Consider the following 15521-nt stretch of genomic DNA (forward strand, 5'->3'; position numbering starts at 1 on the left):
CTTCCCGCTAGACGCGACGGCGCTTGGGCGGACGGCAGCCGTTGTGCGGCTGGGGGGTGACATCGGAGATGGTGCCGACCTCGAGGCCTGCCGCCTGGAGCGAACGGATCGCGGTCTCGCGGCCGGAGCCGGGACCCTTCACGAAGACGTCGACCTTCTTGACGCCGTGCTCCTGCGCCTTGCGCGCGGCACTCTCGGCAGCGAGCTGAGCGGCGAACGGAGTCGACTTGCGCGAGCCCTTGAAGCCCACGTGGCCCGAGGACGCCCACGAGATGACGTTGCCCGACGGGTCGGTGATCGACACGATCGTGTTGTTGAACGTGCTCTTGATGTGAGCGCTGCCGTGCGGGACGTTCTTCTTGTCCCTGCGGCGCGTCTTCTGGGTCTTCTTCGGACCGGAGGTGCGTGACTTCGGGGGCATTACTTCGCCTTCTTCTTGCCGGCAATGGTGCGCTTCGGTCCCTTACGGGTGCGCGCATTGGTCTTCGTGCGCTGTCCACGGACGGGCAGACCACGACGGTGGCGAAGGCCCTGGTAGCAGCCGATCTCGATCTTGCGACGGATGTCGGCCTGCACCTCGCGGCGCAGGTCGCCCTCGACCTTGAGCGACTCCTCGATGTACTCGCGGAGCTTGGTCAGGTCCTCGTCGGTGAGGTCCTTGCTTCGGAGATCGGGGCTGACGCCCGTGGCGGAGAGAATCTCCTGCGAACGGGTACGGCCGATGCCGTAGATGTAGGTGAGTGCGATCTCCATGCGCTTCTCGCGCGGAAGATCCACACCGGCTAGACGTGCCATGTGGCGTTTTCCTTCATTCGTGCGGAGGTCTGCTCCCAGTCCGTCCCCATACATGTGGTGCTCGGGGCCCCGGCCTCCGCGGCCGGGGGTGTACTACCCGCGTGTGGGCAGCTGGTGCTGGGAGGTCTTCTTCTGGCATGTGGAGCCAAGTAGATCTTCGAGAGGGGGGTTGATCAGCCCTGACGCTGCTTGTGGCGCAGGTTGTCGCAGATCACCATGACCCGGCCGTTACGGCGGATCACTTTGCACTTCTCGCAGATCGGCTTGACGCTCGGCTTGACCTTCACGTCTGTTCGATCTCCTGGTCGCGTCCGAGGATCACGCGCGAACGCGTCGAACCTCGGACATGGTTGATCCCCGGCTCGCGAGGAACCGGGGACTCTTGACTACTTGTAGCGGTAGACGATCCGCCCGCGTGTCAGGTCGTAGGGAGACAGCTCGACCACGACGCGATCCTCGGGGAGGATGCGGATGTAGTGCTGCCGCATCTTGCCGCTGATGTGAGCGAGCACCTTGTGACCGTTCTCCAGCTCGATGCGAAACATCGCATTGGGCAGGGGTTCGACTACTCGGCCCTCGACCTCGATTGCGCCGTCCTTCTTTGCCATATCCTCCGCGATCCTGGTTTGCACACCTGATTGACGTCTCGTAACCACACTTCGTGCAGGCACGCGTGAACGCACCGACGTTCCATGTTACCGGGTCGGAGCGAGCAGGCCAAACCAGCCGTCCACAGGCGCGGAGCACCCTCAGCCCGAATGGCCCCGATAGGTGCCGAAGGACCAGTGCACTCCCTCGGGATCGAGGCAGGTGAAACCCTGGCCGCCGTAGTCCTCGTCGCGCAGGGGTTCCACGATACGGGCGCCGGCCTCGCGCGCGCGATCGTGCAGTCGCGTCAGTTCGTCCTGTCCCACGGCAACGTAGACGGCGCCGACTCCGGGCGGCAGGCCCGCGATGGTGCTGTCCGGTCGCGCCGAGCCGAGCATGACGGCTCCGCCGCCGGGGCGGACGAGCTCGGCGTGGTCGACGCGCTCCCCCTCGCCGTACACGGCGGCCTCGGTGAAGCCGAGGACGTCGACGATAAAGGCGATCGCGGCACGCGCGTCGTCGTAGCGGAGTGCGGGCCAGACGACGGTCGGGGTGGTCTCGGTGTGCTGTGTCTCGGTCATGCCGTCGATCCTGTCGCCGCGGAGGTGCGCTCGTCTTGTACGGATGCGAACACCTCGTTCGCACGCCACACCGAGGGCGCCGATCCCGCCAGCGCGCGCCAGTCCCGTGCCATGTGTGCCTGGTCGAAGTAGCCGCAGACCGACGCCACCTCGGCGAGCCGGGGCGGTTCGGCCACCCGCAGCATCGCGTGCGCTCGGGCGAACCGCCCCAGCCGGACCGCGTCCCGCGGCGTGACGGCGTACTCGGAGGCGAACGCGGTCTCGAGGCGTCGACGGCTCCATCCGACCTCCGCGGCGACCTGCTCCACCGACATCGCGGTGGGACCGGTGGTCCGCGCCCACGCCCGCTCCAGCCGGGCATCCGGTTGCGGGGCCCGGCCCAGTCGCGCGCACAGCGTGCGGTCCAGCAGCGCGAATGCCTCACGCCATCCGGTCGCTGCGTGCACGCCGTCGAGAAGCCGAGCGGCATCGCGCCCGAGCAGGTCCTCCAACGGCACGATGTACTGGCGCAACTCGGCGGGCGGGACGTGGAGCAGCGCGCTGCACCCCGCCGGCGTCACCGTGATCTGGACACCGTGCTGCTCGCCGTCGTGCTCGATCACGACGGGTTCGGTCCCCAGACCCGACGCGAGGGCACCGAACTCCCCCGGCCGCTGATCCGCCATCGCGGTGCGGGAGATCGTGAGCGGTAGCCCGATCGGCAGAATGATCGTCAGGTCGACGGACGGCATGCCGACGTGCGAGCCCGGCGCGAAGCCGGAGAGGCGGTACCCCTCGTAGCGACGCACGAGGCCGCGGAGTGGCCGCGACGGCACCGCGGTCGCGCCGTCCGACACGGCTGTCATGGGCACACGGTAGAACGGTACGAGCGAGGCCGCACGGCATTCGTGCACACGCTGCGGACGAGGAGGACCGATCGATGGCCGAGGATCCAGGACGCGTCGAGAAGGCGTTGGTGTCGATCCTCGACAACGGGAGCCGACTGCAGGGCCCCGCCGTCGAGAAGTACGTCTGGCGAATTCGCCGCGCGCATCCCACCGAGCCGCCGGCGCAGATCATCGGTCGCCTGGAGAAGACGTTCCTGAACGCCGTGACGGGAAGCGGCGGGGCTGCCGGGGCCACCGCCGCGGTGCCCGGCATCGGCACCGTCGCGTCGGTCGCTGCCGTCGGCACCGAGACAGCCTTCTTCGTCGAGGCCTCCGCACTGCTCACCCTGTCGGTGGCCGCTGTCCACGGCATCGCCGTGCACGACCACGAACAGCGGCGTGCGCTGGTGCTGGCGGTCGCTCTCGGTGAGTCCGGCCGGGAGATCGTCGGCAGGACACTGGGCCGCGGCAACGTGGGCCGCGTGCTCACCGCCGGGATCCCCGGCGCAAACCTCGGCAGTCTGAACAAGCGGCTCGTCCGCAAGTTCGTCGCCAAGTACGCCGCGAAGCGAGGGGCGGTCATGCTCGGCACGCTGCTGCCCGCGGGCATCGGAGCCGTCATCGGCGGAGCCGGCAACCGCGCCTTGGGCAAAGGCGTCGTCACCAATGCACGCGACGCCTTCGGCCCGCCGCCGGCGCGGTGGCAGGACGCACCGGGCGTCGTCGAGCCGGACGCCTGACGCGTGCACGTCACCACCGAGACCAGCCCCGGACACGCGCTCGAGGCGCGCGACCTCACCAAGACGTACGGAACAGCGGTCGCCGCCGCGCGGATCGGGTTCGTCGTACCGCGCGGATCGGTGACCGGGTTGTTCGGACCCGTCGGTTCCGGCACGTCGACCACGCTGCGAATGCTCCTCGGGCTCGTACAGCCCGACGAGGGTGCGGCGCTGGTGGAGGGCCTGCCGTACGCGGCACTCGTCGAGCCGGGCCGCACCGTCGGTGCCGTGCTCGGCGGCGGCGGCGCGCACCCCCGCCGCACGGCGCGCGCACACCTGCGCACCCTCGCGCCTGTCCTCGGTGTCGCCGCCTCCCGTGTGGAGGAAGTGCTCGCACTCGTCGGTCTGCACGACGTCGCCGGTCGCCGCGTCGGCGAGTTCTCTCTCGGGATGCGGCAGCGCTTCGCGCTCGCGGCGGCACTGCTCGGCACACCTCGCATCCTCGTGCTGGACGAGCCGACCGACGGTCTCGACCCCGGCGGCATCGTGTGGCTACGCGACTTCCTGCGCGGATTCGCTCGTGCGGGCGGCTCCGTTCTGGTGTCCGGCCACGTCGTTCGCGAGCTCGAGGCGGTCGTCGACCACGTCGTGATCCTCGACCGCGGCTCGGTCGTCTTCCACGGCAGTATCGGTGAGCTCCGCGGTACCCGTCCCGCCCGAATCCTGGTGCACAGTTCGAACCCCGCCGCCCTGGCACTGGGCCTCGCCGCGTCCGGCCACACCGACGCCGTGCTGGGTCCCGACGGCCGACTCGTGGTCACCGGTGTCGGCGAGGCCGTGATCCGGTCGACGGCGCACGCGTCCGGGGTGACCGTCCACGGAACCGTGGTGTCCGCCGTGAACCTCGAGCAGATCTACCTGTCCCTCACGACCCCGGTCGGTCCGCATCCCGCCCTCACCGGAGCTCGGCGATGAGCCCCACGGCAGGCGGTCTGCTCCGAGCGGAGATCCGCCGGGTCGGATCGTTGCGGTCGTGGTGGGCACTGGGTCTACCGCCCGTGCTGATCGGCGGATTCGCCAGCGCCGTGTACGCCGCCATCGCGTCGTCGGACGCGCTCACCGGCGTCGACGACGCGAACCGCGTCGCCGCTCTCATCGGGCTGTACGTCACCGTGGGCGTGTCGGTGCTGTTCGCCGCCGTGTTCGGCGCGGTGCACGCCGCGACCGACCTGCGCCACGGCGCCGCGTCCACGACCTTCCTCGCCGCGCCGCGTCGCGGTCAGGTGGTGGCCGCCAGGATTCTCGTCTCGGCCGCCGTCGGTGCCGCGTACGCCGTGGTGTCCGTCCTCGTCAGCGTGGCGTCGCTCGCACTGTTCGGGGGCAACATAGTGGTGGACGACGGACTGGTGATCGCGGTCTGTCTTCTCGGTATCGTCGTCTCCGCGCTGTGGTGTGTCCTCGGCTGCGGGCTCGGGCTGCTCACCGGCTCCCCTGCCATCGCGGCGATCGTCGTGGTCGCGTGGCTACCGATCGGAGAGCTCGTCGTGATCGCGGTGCTCAGCGGCATCGGCGCGGACGCGGTCGCCGCCCTGCTCCCCGGAGCCACCACCGTCGCGATCATGGCAGCGGACAAGGGGACGGACGGCGACATGCTGCTTCCGTTCTCCGCTGCCGTCATCGGACTGCTGCTGTGGACCATCGGCATCGCCGGAGCCGGGTGGCTGCGCACCACTCGCCGAGACGTGACGTGAGCACTCCCGATTCGCGAGGGTGGATCCGCAGGCTGGCGTCGGACTGCTTCGCTCATCGCCGCGTCGCGGTGGGCGCACTCGCGGTGACCTTCGTGGCCGCTGCCATCGACATCATGTTCCCCCTCCTCACCCGCGCCGCCGTCGACGGCGCGTCGGCCAGCCGCACCGACCACATCGCCACCATCGCCGCGGCCATCGCCGGACTGGCCGTCGTCCGCTTCGCGTGCCAGTTCGGGCGGCGCCTCCTCGCCGGCGCCCTGTCCATCGACGTGCAACACGGACTGCGCCAACGCCTGCTCGCGTCGCTGCACCGCCTCGACGGCGAGCGGCAGGACGAGGTGCAGGTCGGTCAGGTGGTGTCGCGCTCGATCACCGACCTGCAGCTGGTGCAGGGTCTGCTCGCGATGGTCCCGTTGTCGGCGGGCGCCCTGCTGCAGTTCGTGCTGGCTCTCGGCGTGATGGCCTATCTGTCGCCGCTGCTCACCCTGGTGGCGCTCGCCGTCGTACCGGCCATCAGCGTGCTGGTGGTCCGCATGCGCCCCACGCTGTACGCGGCCACCTGGTCGGCCCAGCAGCAGGCCGCGGAACTCGCCGGGCACGTGGAGGAGACGGTCACCGGCGTGCGCGTTGTCAAGGGCTTCGGCCAGGAATCGCGTGCCGTGGACACGCTGGAGCGCATCGGCCGGCGGCTGTACGCCGAGCGCCTGCGCGCCGCCGTCGTGAACTCCCGATTCGCCCCCGGCATGGCGGCGCTGCCGCAGCTCGGTCTGGTGGGTGTGGTGGCCCTGGGCGGATGGTTGGCTCTGTCCGGTTCCATCACCGTCGGCACGTTCCTGGCCTTCGCGAGCTACGTCGCCACGATGGCCGCCGTGACCCGGACACTCACGTCCGTCGTGGTCATGGCCCAGCTGTCCCGTGCCGCGGTCGAACGGGTGTACGGCGTCATCGACACCCGGCCGGCGCACGAGGAACCCGAGAATCCGGTACCGATCCCGGACGGACCACTGGGGCTGCGTCTGCGCGACGTCCGATTCGGTTTCGACCCCGACGCCCCCGTGCTCGACGGGCTGGACCTCACGGTCGCGCCGGGCGAGACGGTGGCGGTGGTGGGCCCCTCCGGCAGCGGCAAGTCGACCCTGTCCATGCTGCTGCCGCGGTTCTACCGACCCTCGTCGGGCAGCATCGTGCTCACGTCCGAGAACGGCGACGTCGACATCGCCGACCTGTCCGCCGACGACCTCCGCGCGGCGGTGTCGGTCGCGTTCGACGATCCGTTCCTGTTCTCCTCCAGCGTCGCGCGCAACATCGCCCTCGGTGCCCCCGACGCGTCGGAGGCGAGTGTCCGCGACGCGGCCACGCGCGCCATGGCCGACGACTTCGTCCGCGACCTGTCCGACGGTTACGACACCACGGTGGGTGAGCGCGGGCTCTCGCTGTCCGGTGGCCAACGCCAACGCATCGCGCTCGCGCGGGTCCTGCTGTCCTCCCCGCGCGTCCTGGTCCTCGACGACGCCACCTCGGCCGTCGATGCCCGCACGGAGGCAGCGATCTTCGACCGGCTGCGTTCCGGTCCACGCCGGACGACGGTGCTGCTCGCGCACCGTAGGTCGACGCTCGCGCTGGCCGATCGCGTCGCCGTCCTGGACCGGGGGCGCATCGTCGACATCGGCACCGAGGCCGAACTCGACGAGCGTTGCCCCCTGTTCCGCGCGCTGATGTCCGGCGCAGGCGAGAAGTCCCAGCCGGCGCAGGACGACGTGCCCGCCGACTCGCTGTGGCCGGACGACGGCGACTCCACCGAGTTCGCGTCCTCACCCGCCTCCCGCGCGAGCGCGGACGGCGCGGCTGCCGGCGGCCCTCCCGGCCCGGGCGGTCACATGGCGTCGTTACTCGGCGGCGCCGTGCCCACCGAGGCCATGACCGAGATCCTGACCCGACTCGCCCCGGCCGACGAGGACCCACGCGTCGACACCGCGACGGCTCGGCGGGACGAGTCGACGTTCACCCTGCGGCGCACCCTCGCCCCCGTCGCCGGACTGCTCGCGGTGGTCATGGTCTGCCTGGCGTTCGACTCGGCCGTCACCATCGCCTTCCCGTCGATCGTGCGGTTCGCCGTCGACCACGGTGTCGCCGAGAGGTCCACCGGAATCCTCGCGGCGGTGTCGGGCATCGCGCTGGCGCTGGTGATCGTCGACTGGCTCGTGGTCCGCACCATGACGGTGGTGACCGCGCGGGCCGGTGAGCGCGTGCTCTTCGGGCTCCGCGTCCGCAGCTACGCACACCTGCAGCGTCTCGGCCTCGACTACTACGAGCGAGAACTGTCCGGCCGGATCATGACCCGCATGACGACCGACGTGGACGCGTTGTCGACGTTCATGCAGACGGGTCTGTCGACGGCCGTCGTCAGCCTCCTGACGATCGTCGGCGTGTCGGCCGCATTGATCCTCACCGACGGGGTCCTCGCCGCGGTGGCCCTGTCGGTCGTCCCGATCCTGGTGGTGGCGACGCTGGTGTTCCGTCGCATCTCCGCTCGCGCGTACTCGACGTCACGCGAGCGCATCTCGGCCGTCAACGCGGAGTTCCAGGAGAACGTCACCGGACTACGGGTCACGCAGGCGTACCGGCATCAGACGGCTGCGGCACGCTCGTTCCTCGCCCGCTCCGAGTCGTACCGCCGCAGCCGGATGCGGTCGCAACGGGCCATCTCGGTGTTCTTCCCGTTCATCGCGTTCCTGTCGGACCTCGCCCTCGCCGCCGTGGTCCTCGTCGGTGCGTACCGCGTGGCCGACGGGCGCACCTCGGCCGGCGCCCTCGTCGCCTTCGTGCTGTACCTGGGTCTGCTCTTCGGCCCCATCCAACAGTTGTCCCAGGTGTTCGACGGCTATCAGCAGGCGTCCGTGGGTCTCACTCGCATCGGTGACCTGTTGCGCACCCGCAGCTCGATCGAGCAGGCCGGGTCGTCGACACCGGTCTCGGTCCCACCGCGACTGCGCGGCGACATCGTGCTGAAGGACGTCACCTTCCGCTACGCCGGGGCTCCGCGGGATGCGCTGACGTCGGTCGACCTGCACGTTCCGGCGGGATCGACGGTGGCACTGGTGGGTCGCACCGGCGCCGGCAAGTCGACCATCGTGAAGTTGATGGCGCGGTTCTACGACCCGACCACCGGGGACGTCGTCGTGGACGACGTGCCCGTGCGGTCGTACCCGCTCGGCGACTACCGCCGACGTCTGGGAGTCGTTCCGCAGGAGGCGCATCTCTTCAGCGGCACCATAGCTTCCAACATCGCTTTCGGGCGTCCGGACGCGACGCGCGCCGACATCGAGAGCGCGGCCCGCGCCGTGGGGGCACTGCCCGCCATCGCCACACTCCCCCTCGGCATGGCGACGCCCGTCGGAGAACGTGGCCGCGGCCTCGCGGCGGGAACCCGGCAGTTACTGGCGCTGGCGCGCGCCGAGCTGGTCGATCCGGACATCCTGTTGCTCGACGAGGCGACGGCGACCCTGGACCCGGCGACGGAACGAGCCGTCCTGGACGCCGGCCGCACCGTGACCACCCGTCGGACATCGGTGATCGTGGCGCACCGCCTCGCGACCGCCGCGCGGGCCGATCTCGTCGTGGTGGTCGACGACGGGCGCATCGTGGAGAGCGGAACCCACGAGAACCTGGTGCGCTCGGACGGTTTCTACGCCGAACTCTGGGAAACCACCGAGGGCCGTACCACGGCTGCGAGTGGCGCGGGTCACGCACCCGGCGACGGCACGACCACGCCACACACCGGTGAAGCCGATCACAAGGGTGATCCGGACACACGGCCGCGGACCGAAAGGTCTAACCTTGATCGTGCCGTGCGCTGAGCGAGAACGAAGAAGGAAACGAGGCGAACACCTGCCGTGAGCAGCAGCTCTACAACACAGTTCGGACAGAATCAGTGGTTGGTCGACGAAATGTACCAGCGTTTCAAGACCGATCCGTCGTCGGTCGACGAGAGCTGGCACGAGTTCCTCGCCGACTACACGCCCGAGCAGAACGGTAGCGGCGATCCCGCCACCGACACCGAGACCACCACAGCCGCACCCGCTTCCGCGAAGGCAGCTGCGCCGAAGGCCGAGAAGCCTGCTGCGCCGAAGGCGGAGAAGCCTGCCGCGCCGAAGGCCGACAAGCCGGCAGCCGCGAAGACCGACAAGCCGGCACCGAAGGCGGAGACCAAGCCCGTGACCACAGCTGCCCCCGCGAAGTCGACCGCCGCCGCCGGGCCGGCAGAGAAGAAGTCCGCGGCCGTGCCGCCCGCACAGCCGGAGTCGGACGCGCCGAAGGAGGACACGACCAAGGTGCTCCGCGGCGCCTCGGCCGCGGTCGCCAAGAACATGGCCGCCTCGTTGCAGATCCCGACGGCCACCAGCGTGCGCGCCATCCCCGCGAAGCTGATGATCGACAACCGTCTCGTGATCAACAACCACCTCGCGCGCACCCGCGGTGGCAAGATCTCGTTCACTCACCTGCTCGGCTACGCCATCGTGCAGGCGGTCAAGTCGTTCCCCAACATGAACCGGCACTTCGCCGAGATCGACGGCAAGCCCAACGCGGTCACCCCCGCGCACACCAACCTCGGCCTCGCCATCGACCTGCCGGGCAAGGACGGTTCGCGGTCACTCGTCGTCGCCGCGATCAAGGGGTGCGAGGAGTTCACGTTCAACCAGTTCCACACTGCCTACGAGGACATCGTCCGTCGTGCGCGCGACGGCAAGCTCACCGCCGCCGACTTCAGCGGCGTCACGATCTCGCTGACCAACCCGGGCACCATCGGCACCGTGCACTCGGTTCCACGTCTGATGAACGGCCAGGGCACCATCATCGGCGCCGGCGCCATGGAGTACCCCGCCGAGTTCCAGGGCTCCAGCGAGGAGCGCATCGCCGAGATGGGCGTCGGCAAGCTGATGACGCTCACCTCGACGTACGACCACCGCCTCATCCAGGGCGCGGAGTCGGGCGACTTCCTTCGCACGATCCACAACCTGCTGATCAGCGACGAGTTCTACGACCAGATCTTCCACGGTCTGGCCATCCCGTACGAGCCGATCCGTTGGCGTCGTGACCTGCCCACCGGCGGCGTCGACAAGAACACGCGCGTCCTCGAGCTCATCGCGGCCTACCGGAACCGTGGCCACCTCATGGCCGACACGGATCCGTTGATGTTCACCAAGGACAAGTTCCGGATGCACCCGGACCTCGACGTGATCAGCCACGACCTGACGTTGTGGGACCTCGACCGCGAGTTCCAGGTCGGCGGCTTCCACGGCCAGGACAAGATGAAGCTGCGCGACGTGCTCAGCGTGCTGCGCGACTCCTACTGCCGGCACGCCGCCATCGAGTACACGCACATCCTCGAGACCGACCAGGTGGCGTGGCTCCAGGAGCGCGTCGAGGCCAAGCACGTCAAGCCGACGGTCGCTCAGCAGAAGTACATCCTGAGTAAGCTCAACGCGGCCGAGGCGTTCGAGACGTTCCTGCAGACGAAGTACGTCGGACAGAAGCGCTTCTCGCTCGAGGGCGCGGAGTCCGTCATCCCGATGATGGACTCGGTCATCGACCAGTCCGCCGAGCACGCCCTCGACGAGGTCGTCATCGGCATGCCGCACCGTGGACGCCTGAACGTGCTCGCCAACATCGTCGGCAAGCCGTACTCGAAGATCTTCACCGAGTTCGAGGGCAACATGAACCCGGCCGCCGCACACGGGTCGGGCGACGTGAAGTACCACCTCGGTGCCGAGGGCAACTACATCCAGATGTTCGGCGAGAACGACATCAAGGTGTCGCTCACGGCCAACCCCTCGCACCTCGAGGCGGTCGACCCGGTCCTCGAGGGCCTGGTCCGCGCCAAGCAGGACATGCTCAACAAGGGCGACTCGTCCGACGGCTTCTCCGTCCTGCCGCTCATGCTGCACGGCGACGCGGCCTTCGCGGGCCAGGGCGTGGTGGCGGAGACGCTGAACCTCGCGCTGCTGCGCGGGTACCGCACCGGCGGCACCGTGCACATCGTCGTCAACAACCAGGTCGGCTTCACGACGGCGCCGGAGCACTCGCGCTCCAGCGAGTACTGCACCGACGTCGCGAAGATGATCGGCGCACCGATCTTCCACGTGAACGGCGACGACCCGGAGGCGTGCGCCTGGGTGGCTCGACTGGCGGTCGACTTCCGTCAGAAGTTCCACAAGGACGTCGTCATCGACATGATCTGCTACCGCCGTCGCGGCCACAACGAGGGTGACGATCCCTCGATGACGCAGCCGGCGATGTACGACGTGATCGACACCAAGCGCAGCGTCCGCAAGAGCTACACCGAGTCGCTCATCGGTCGTGGCGACATCAGCCTCAAGGAGGCCGAGGACGCACTCCGCGACTACCAGGGCCAGCTCGAACGCGTCTTCAACGAGGTGCGCGAACTCGAGAAGTACACACCGGAGCCGAGCGAGTCCGTCGAGCTCGACCAGCAGCTGCCCGCCAAGCTCACCACCGCGGTGGACAAGTCGGTTCTGCACCGCATCGGCGACGCGTTCGTCAACGTCCCGGACGGTTTCACCGTGCACCCGCGCGTGCAGCCCGTCCTCGACAAGCGTCGCGAGATGGCCTACGAGGGCAAGGTCGACTGGGCGTTCGGCGAGCTGCTCGCACTCGGCACGCTGATCGACGAAGGCAAGCTCGTGCGCATGTCCGGGCAGGACACCCGTCGCGGCACGTTCACGCAGCGGCACTCGGTCATCATCGATCGCAAGACCGGTGAGGAGTACACGCCGCTGCACAACCTCGGCAGCGACGATCCGGGCAAGTTCCTGGTCTACGACTCCGCGCTGAGCGAGTACGCGGCGGTGGGCTTCGAGTACGGCTACTCCGTGGGCAACCCGGACGCTCTGGTGCTGTGGGAAGCGCAGTTCGGCGACTTCGTCAACGGTGCCCAGTCCATCATCGACGAGTTCATCTCGTCCGGTGAGGCCAAGTGGGGACAGCTCTCCGACGTCGTGCTGCTGCTGCCGCACGGCCACGAGGGCCAGGGCCCCGACCACACCTCGGGACGCATCGAGCGGTTCCTGCAGCTGTGCGCCGAGGGATCGATGACGGTCGCGGTGCCGTCCACGCCGGCGAACTACTTCCACCTGCTGCGTCGTCACGCACGTGACGGCATCCAGCGGCCCCTGGTCGTGTTCACCCCGAAGTCGATGCTGCGCAACAAGGCTGCGGTCAGCAACATCGAGGACTTCACCGACGGCAAGTTCCACTCCGTCTTCGACGAGCCCACCTACGACTCGGGCGACGGTGACCGCAAGAAGGTCGAGCGGGTGCTCATGGTCAGCGGCAAGCTGTACTACGAGCTGCTCGCCTTCAAGCAGAAGAACAAGCGGGACGACGTCGCCATCGTGCGGGTCGAGCAGCTCTACCCGATCCCGAGCCGCCGCATCGCGGAGGCGCTGGACGGCTACCCCAACGCCACCGAGTACCGGTGGGTCCAGGAGGAGCCGGCCAACCAGGGTGCGTGGCCGACGTTCGGTCTCGCGTTCCCGGAGCTGCTGCCCGAGCGTCTGTCCGGCATCAAGCGCGTCTCGCGGCGTCCGATGTCCGCACCGTCGTCGGGTTCGAGCAAGGTCCACGCGGTCGAGCAGGCCGAGATCATCGACACGGCCTTCAACGGGTGACCGTTCACCTGTGACGCTGCCACTGAGCCGGGTCGAGTTCACTCCACGGAGGGGATTCGACCCGGCTTCGTGGTGTCTGCAGGTACCCGTGGTCGCCGAGATCGCGCGCACCGGGCTCGACTTCGACAGTCCCGTGACCGTGATCGTCGGGGAGAACGGAACCGGGAAGTCGACGCTGATGGAGGCGCTGGCCGCGTGCTGGGCCTTCGGTCTCGGTGCGGCCGACGCGATGTGGTCACCTGGCGGCGGGGCGCAGGACACCGACCTGCACAAGCACCTGACGTGCCACGGTGCCCGACCGCGGCCGCAGGGCGGGTGTTTCCTGCGCGCCGAGACGATGCACGGATTGTTCGAGTCCGCGGACGCACGGCGAGTCCGCGACACCGACGTCGTCTACAACGCGCTGTCCCACGGACAGTCGTTTCTGCGCTATGTCGCGGATCGCCCTGTCGCAGTGGGGCTCTGGTTGATGGACGAGCCCGAGGCGGCCCTGTCGTTCCAGTCGTGTCTGGCGTTGATCTCGGTGATGAAGGAACTGGTCCAGGAGGGCTCACAGATCGTGATGGCGACGCACTCGCCGGTGCTCGCCGCCATGCCGGGTGCACGCCTGCTCGAACTCGGCGAGGACGGTCTGTCGTCCACGACGTGGGAGGAGGCGCAGGTCGTCCGGGACTGGTCGGCGTTCTTCGACGCCCCCGACCGGTTCCTGCGCCACCTCTGACACGACTAGGCGGTCGGGGCCTCCGGCAACGTGACGACCTGGCCGGCGAACGACAGGCCGGCACCGAAACCGAGCAGCAGGGCGGTGTCGCCCTTCTTCGCCTTGCCGGTGCGCAGCACCTCCTCCACCGCGAGCGGGATCGAGGCGGCCGAGGTGTTGCCGGCCTCGGCGATGTCGTGTGCCACCGGGATGTCCTCGGCGAGCTCGAGGCTCTTCGCCAGCAGATCGGTGATGCGGGAGTTCGCCTGGTGCGGCACGAAGACGTCCAGCTCGGAGGCCGTCACGCCCGCCTTGTCGAGGGCCTCGCGTGCCACCTTGGCCATCTCGAACGCCGCCCAACGGAAGACCGCGATACCGGTCATCGCGATCCACGGACGATCGGCGTTCGGATCCTCCTTCAGGTCCGCGAAGTACTGCAACCAGTCCTTGTCCTGCTTGATGGCGTCGGCCTGCGAGCCGTCCGAACCCCAGACGACCGGTCCGATGCCGGGCTCCTCGGTGCGGCCGACGACCATGGCGCCGGCACCGTCGCCGAAGATCATGCGCGTGCCGCGATCGTCGGGTCGCGTCGTGACGCTCAGGTGCTCGGTGCCGATGACCAACACCTTGTCCGACGTGCCCGCGCGGACCATGTCCGAGGCGAGTGCGAGGCCGTAGCAGAAGCCCGCGCAGCCCGCGCCGAGGTCGAAGGCGCCGGGGCCACCGGTGCCGAGTGCGTCCGCGATGATCGACGCGGCGGGCGGTGTGAGCAGCAGGTGAGTGGACGTCGCGATGATGACGCAGCCGATCTCGGCGGCATCCACGCCGGAGTTCTCGAGGGCGCGGCGTCCGGCCTCGATCGACATGGAGACCACGTTCTCGTTCTCCCCGGCGAAACGGCGGGACTCGATGCCCGTACGGGTACGGATCCACTCGTCGCTCGAGTCGATGGTCTTGCAGATCTCCTCGTTGGTGACGACACGCTCGGGCCGGTAAGCCCCGATACCCAGGATTCCCGAGTGTCGCGTCTCGGTCGGGATACTGATCTGCGCGCCCATCGAAGGCCGTCCTCTCGTGCTGCCGACCGCCGCTCGTGCGCCGGTGTACGCCCTCACGTTACTGGTGCGGACCCGTCGATCGAAGGGGGTGTCGCTAGAGGTGTCATCCCGCGTCGGCACTCGCCCACGACAACTCGGTCGTGTCCGCCGTCGGCAGCGCCACGGCAGGCAGCGCGTGCACCAGCAGTTCGATCAGCTCGTCCCGGCTGAGGTCCTCCTGGTTCAGCCAGGTGATGGTGACCTCCTCGCAGAACGCCACCCAGCCGCGGATGGCCAGCGCGATCCGCGGGGTGCGCTCGACACCGAGCAGCGGGAGCTGCGACACCGTCCGTTCGACCATCACGTCGCGGGTGCGCTCGAAGACGGCCCGCATGTCGGGATCCCCGCTCGCGGTGCCGCGCAGCAGCGAGACGTAGTTGGAGCGGTGCTCGGTGACGTAGTCGACGTAGGACGCGAGTGCCACGGCGAGCGTCGTCAACGGGTCGAGCCCGACGGGCGGCTCGGTGGCGTCGAGCATCTGTCGGCTGGTGTGCTCGACGATCGCGACGTGGAAGTCGTGCTTGGACGAGAAATAGTGGAAGAGCAGCCCACGCGACACGCCCGCCTGGTCGGCGATGTCCTCGACCGAGATGGCGTCCAGCGTGCGCTCCGAGAGCATCTCGACCCCCAGGTCGATGAGCTGGGCCCGCCGCTGTTCCGGACTGAGCCGCGTTCGCTTCACGCTGTCCATGCGCTCCATACTACTGAACGTTCGTCAGTAACTGTTGACCTGCGC

Annotated in this window: 14 protein-coding genes; 6 read left to right on the forward strand and 8 right to left on the reverse strand. The window is 69.0% G+C overall.

The annotated features are described in order from the left end of the window. Positions 1 to 7: 7 nt before the first annotated feature. The 6 genes from rpsK to HQ312_RS06460 all read right to left on the reverse strand — a co-directional run bounded on the left by rpsK (position 8) and on the right by HQ312_RS06460 (position 2809). Positions 8 to 421 carry a 30S ribosomal protein S11 gene (rpsK, locus tag HQ312_RS06435; protein WP_027503824.1) on the reverse strand — a complete coding sequence of 138 codons (414 nt, stop codon included), beginning with the start codon at positions 419 to 421 and terminating at the stop codon, positions 8 to 10. Then, on the reverse strand, positions 421 to 795 hold the full coding sequence (gene rpsM / locus HQ312_RS06440) for a 30S ribosomal protein S13 (protein WP_027503825.1): 375 nt from the start codon (positions 793 to 795) through the stop codon (positions 421 to 423). The genes rpsK and rpsM overlap by 1 nt, the downstream gene beginning before the upstream one ends. A 173-nt stretch (positions 796 to 968) precedes the next feature. Further along, entirely contained in the window at positions 969 to 1082 is a 114-nt protein-coding gene (gene rpmJ, locus HQ312_RS06445; protein WP_009679193.1) for a 50S ribosomal protein L36, read from the reverse strand. 99 nt (positions 1083 to 1181) lie between these two features. Next, entirely contained in the window at positions 1182 to 1403 is a 222-nt protein-coding gene (gene infA, locus HQ312_RS06450) for a translation initiation factor IF-1 (RefSeq protein ID WP_005140011.1), read from the reverse strand. 141 nt (positions 1404 to 1544) lie between these two features. Beyond that, positions 1545 to 1964 (reverse strand): glyoxalase/bleomycin resistance/extradiol dioxygenase family protein, encoded by a 420-nt coding sequence (locus HQ312_RS06455; RefSeq protein ID WP_056442557.1) that lies wholly within the window; start codon positions 1962 to 1964, stop codon positions 1545 to 1547. Then, entirely contained in the window at positions 1961 to 2809 is an 849-nt protein-coding gene (locus tag HQ312_RS06460; protein ID WP_222638142.1) for an AraC family transcriptional regulator, read from the reverse strand. Before HQ312_RS06460 ends, HQ312_RS06455 begins: the two co-directional genes overlap by 4 nt. Positions 2810 to 2883: 74 nt before the next feature. Here HQ312_RS06460 and HQ312_RS06465 point away from each other — a divergent pair, with 74 nt between their 5' ends. The 6 genes from HQ312_RS06465 to HQ312_RS06490 are packed head-to-tail and all read left to right on the forward strand — an operon-like array spanning position 2884 to position 13709. Beyond that, positions 2884 to 3570 (forward strand): hypothetical protein, encoded by a 687-nt coding sequence (locus HQ312_RS06465; protein WP_222638143.1) that lies wholly within the window; start codon positions 2884 to 2886, stop codon positions 3568 to 3570. Positions 3571 to 3573: 3 nt separating this feature from the next. Beyond that, positions 3574 to 4524 (forward strand): ABC transporter ATP-binding protein, encoded by a 951-nt coding sequence (locus HQ312_RS06470; RefSeq protein ID WP_222638144.1) that lies wholly within the window; start codon positions 3574 to 3576, stop codon positions 4522 to 4524. Next, positions 4521 to 5300, forward strand: a complete 780-nt coding sequence (locus HQ312_RS06475; RefSeq protein WP_222638145.1) for a hypothetical protein — start codon at positions 4521 to 4523, stop codon at positions 5298 to 5300. Before HQ312_RS06470 ends, HQ312_RS06475 begins: the two co-directional genes overlap by 4 nt. Beyond that, positions 5297 to 9157 carry an ABC transporter ATP-binding protein gene (locus HQ312_RS06480; protein WP_308123823.1) on the forward strand — a complete coding sequence of 1287 codons (3861 nt, stop codon included), beginning with the start codon at positions 5297 to 5299 and terminating at the stop codon, positions 9155 to 9157. Before HQ312_RS06475 ends, HQ312_RS06480 begins: the two co-directional genes overlap by 4 nt. Positions 9158 to 9193: 36 nt before the next feature. Continuing rightward, on the forward strand, positions 9194 to 12988 hold the full coding sequence (locus HQ312_RS06485) for a multifunctional oxoglutarate decarboxylase/oxoglutarate dehydrogenase thiamine pyrophosphate-binding subunit/dihydrolipoyllysine-residue succinyltransferase subunit (RefSeq protein ID WP_222627365.1): 3795 nt from the start codon (positions 9194 to 9196) through the stop codon (positions 12986 to 12988). A 10-nt stretch (positions 12989 to 12998) separates the two neighbouring features. Next, positions 12999 to 13709, forward strand: a complete 711-nt coding sequence (locus HQ312_RS06490) for an AAA family ATPase (RefSeq protein ID WP_308123824.1) — start codon at positions 12999 to 13001, stop codon at positions 13707 to 13709. Positions 13710 to 13714: 5 nt separating this feature from the next. Here HQ312_RS06490 and HQ312_RS06495 read toward each other — a convergent pair whose 3' ends face one another. Both HQ312_RS06495 and HQ312_RS06500 read right to left on the reverse strand, forming a co-directional pair. Then, the gene (locus HQ312_RS06495; RefSeq protein ID WP_222638147.1) at positions 13715 to 14746 is read right to left on the reverse strand and encodes a beta-ketoacyl-ACP synthase III; all 1032 of its coding nucleotides are present in this window, start codon (positions 14744 to 14746) and stop codon (positions 13715 to 13717) included. Between the two features lie 103 nt (positions 14747 to 14849). Continuing rightward, positions 14850 to 15476, reverse strand: coding sequence for a TetR/AcrR family transcriptional regulator (locus HQ312_RS06500; RefSeq protein ID WP_222638148.1), 627 nt, complete (start codon positions 15474 to 15476; stop codon positions 14850 to 14852). Positions 15477 to 15521: the final 45 nt, after the last annotated feature.

Source organism: Rhodococcus sp. BP-316 (assembly GCF_019836105.1).
In the GTDB taxonomy this organism is placed as follows: domain Bacteria; phylum Actinomycetota; class Actinomycetes; order Mycobacteriales; family Mycobacteriaceae; genus Rhodococcoides.

Excerpts from the sequence above, each read along its gene's own strand:
- rpsK (WP_027503824.1), bottom strand. The coding sequence starts at position 421 with ATGCCCCCGAAGTCACGCACCTCCGGTCCGAAGAAGACCCAGAAGACG.
- rpsM (WP_027503825.1), bottom strand. The coding sequence starts at position 795 with ATGGCACGTCTAGCCGGTGTGGATCTTCCGCGCGAGAAGCGCATGGAG.
- infA (WP_005140011.1), bottom strand. The coding sequence starts at position 1,403 with ATGGCAAAGAAGGACGGCGCAATCGAGGTCGAGGGCCGAGTAGTCGAA.
- HQ312_RS06455 (WP_056442557.1), bottom strand. The coding sequence starts at position 1,964 with ATGACCGAGACACAGCACACCGAGACCACCCCGACCGTCGTCTGGCCC.
- HQ312_RS06460 (WP_222638142.1), bottom strand. The coding sequence starts at position 2,809 with ATGACAGCCGTGTCGGACGGCGCGACCGCGGTGCCGTCGCGGCCACTC.
- HQ312_RS06465 (WP_222638143.1), top strand. The coding sequence starts at position 2,884 with ATGGCCGAGGATCCAGGACGCGTCGAGAAGGCGTTGGTGTCGATCCTC.
- HQ312_RS06475 (WP_222638145.1), top strand. The coding sequence starts at position 4,521 with ATGAGCCCCACGGCAGGCGGTCTGCTCCGAGCGGAGATCCGCCGGGTC.
- HQ312_RS06495 (WP_222638147.1), bottom strand. The coding sequence starts at position 14,746 with ATGGGCGCGCAGATCAGTATCCCGACCGAGACGCGACACTCGGGAATC.
- HQ312_RS06500 (WP_222638148.1), bottom strand. The coding sequence starts at position 15,476 with ATGGACAGCGTGAAGCGAACGCGGCTCAGTCCGGAACAGCGGCGGGCC.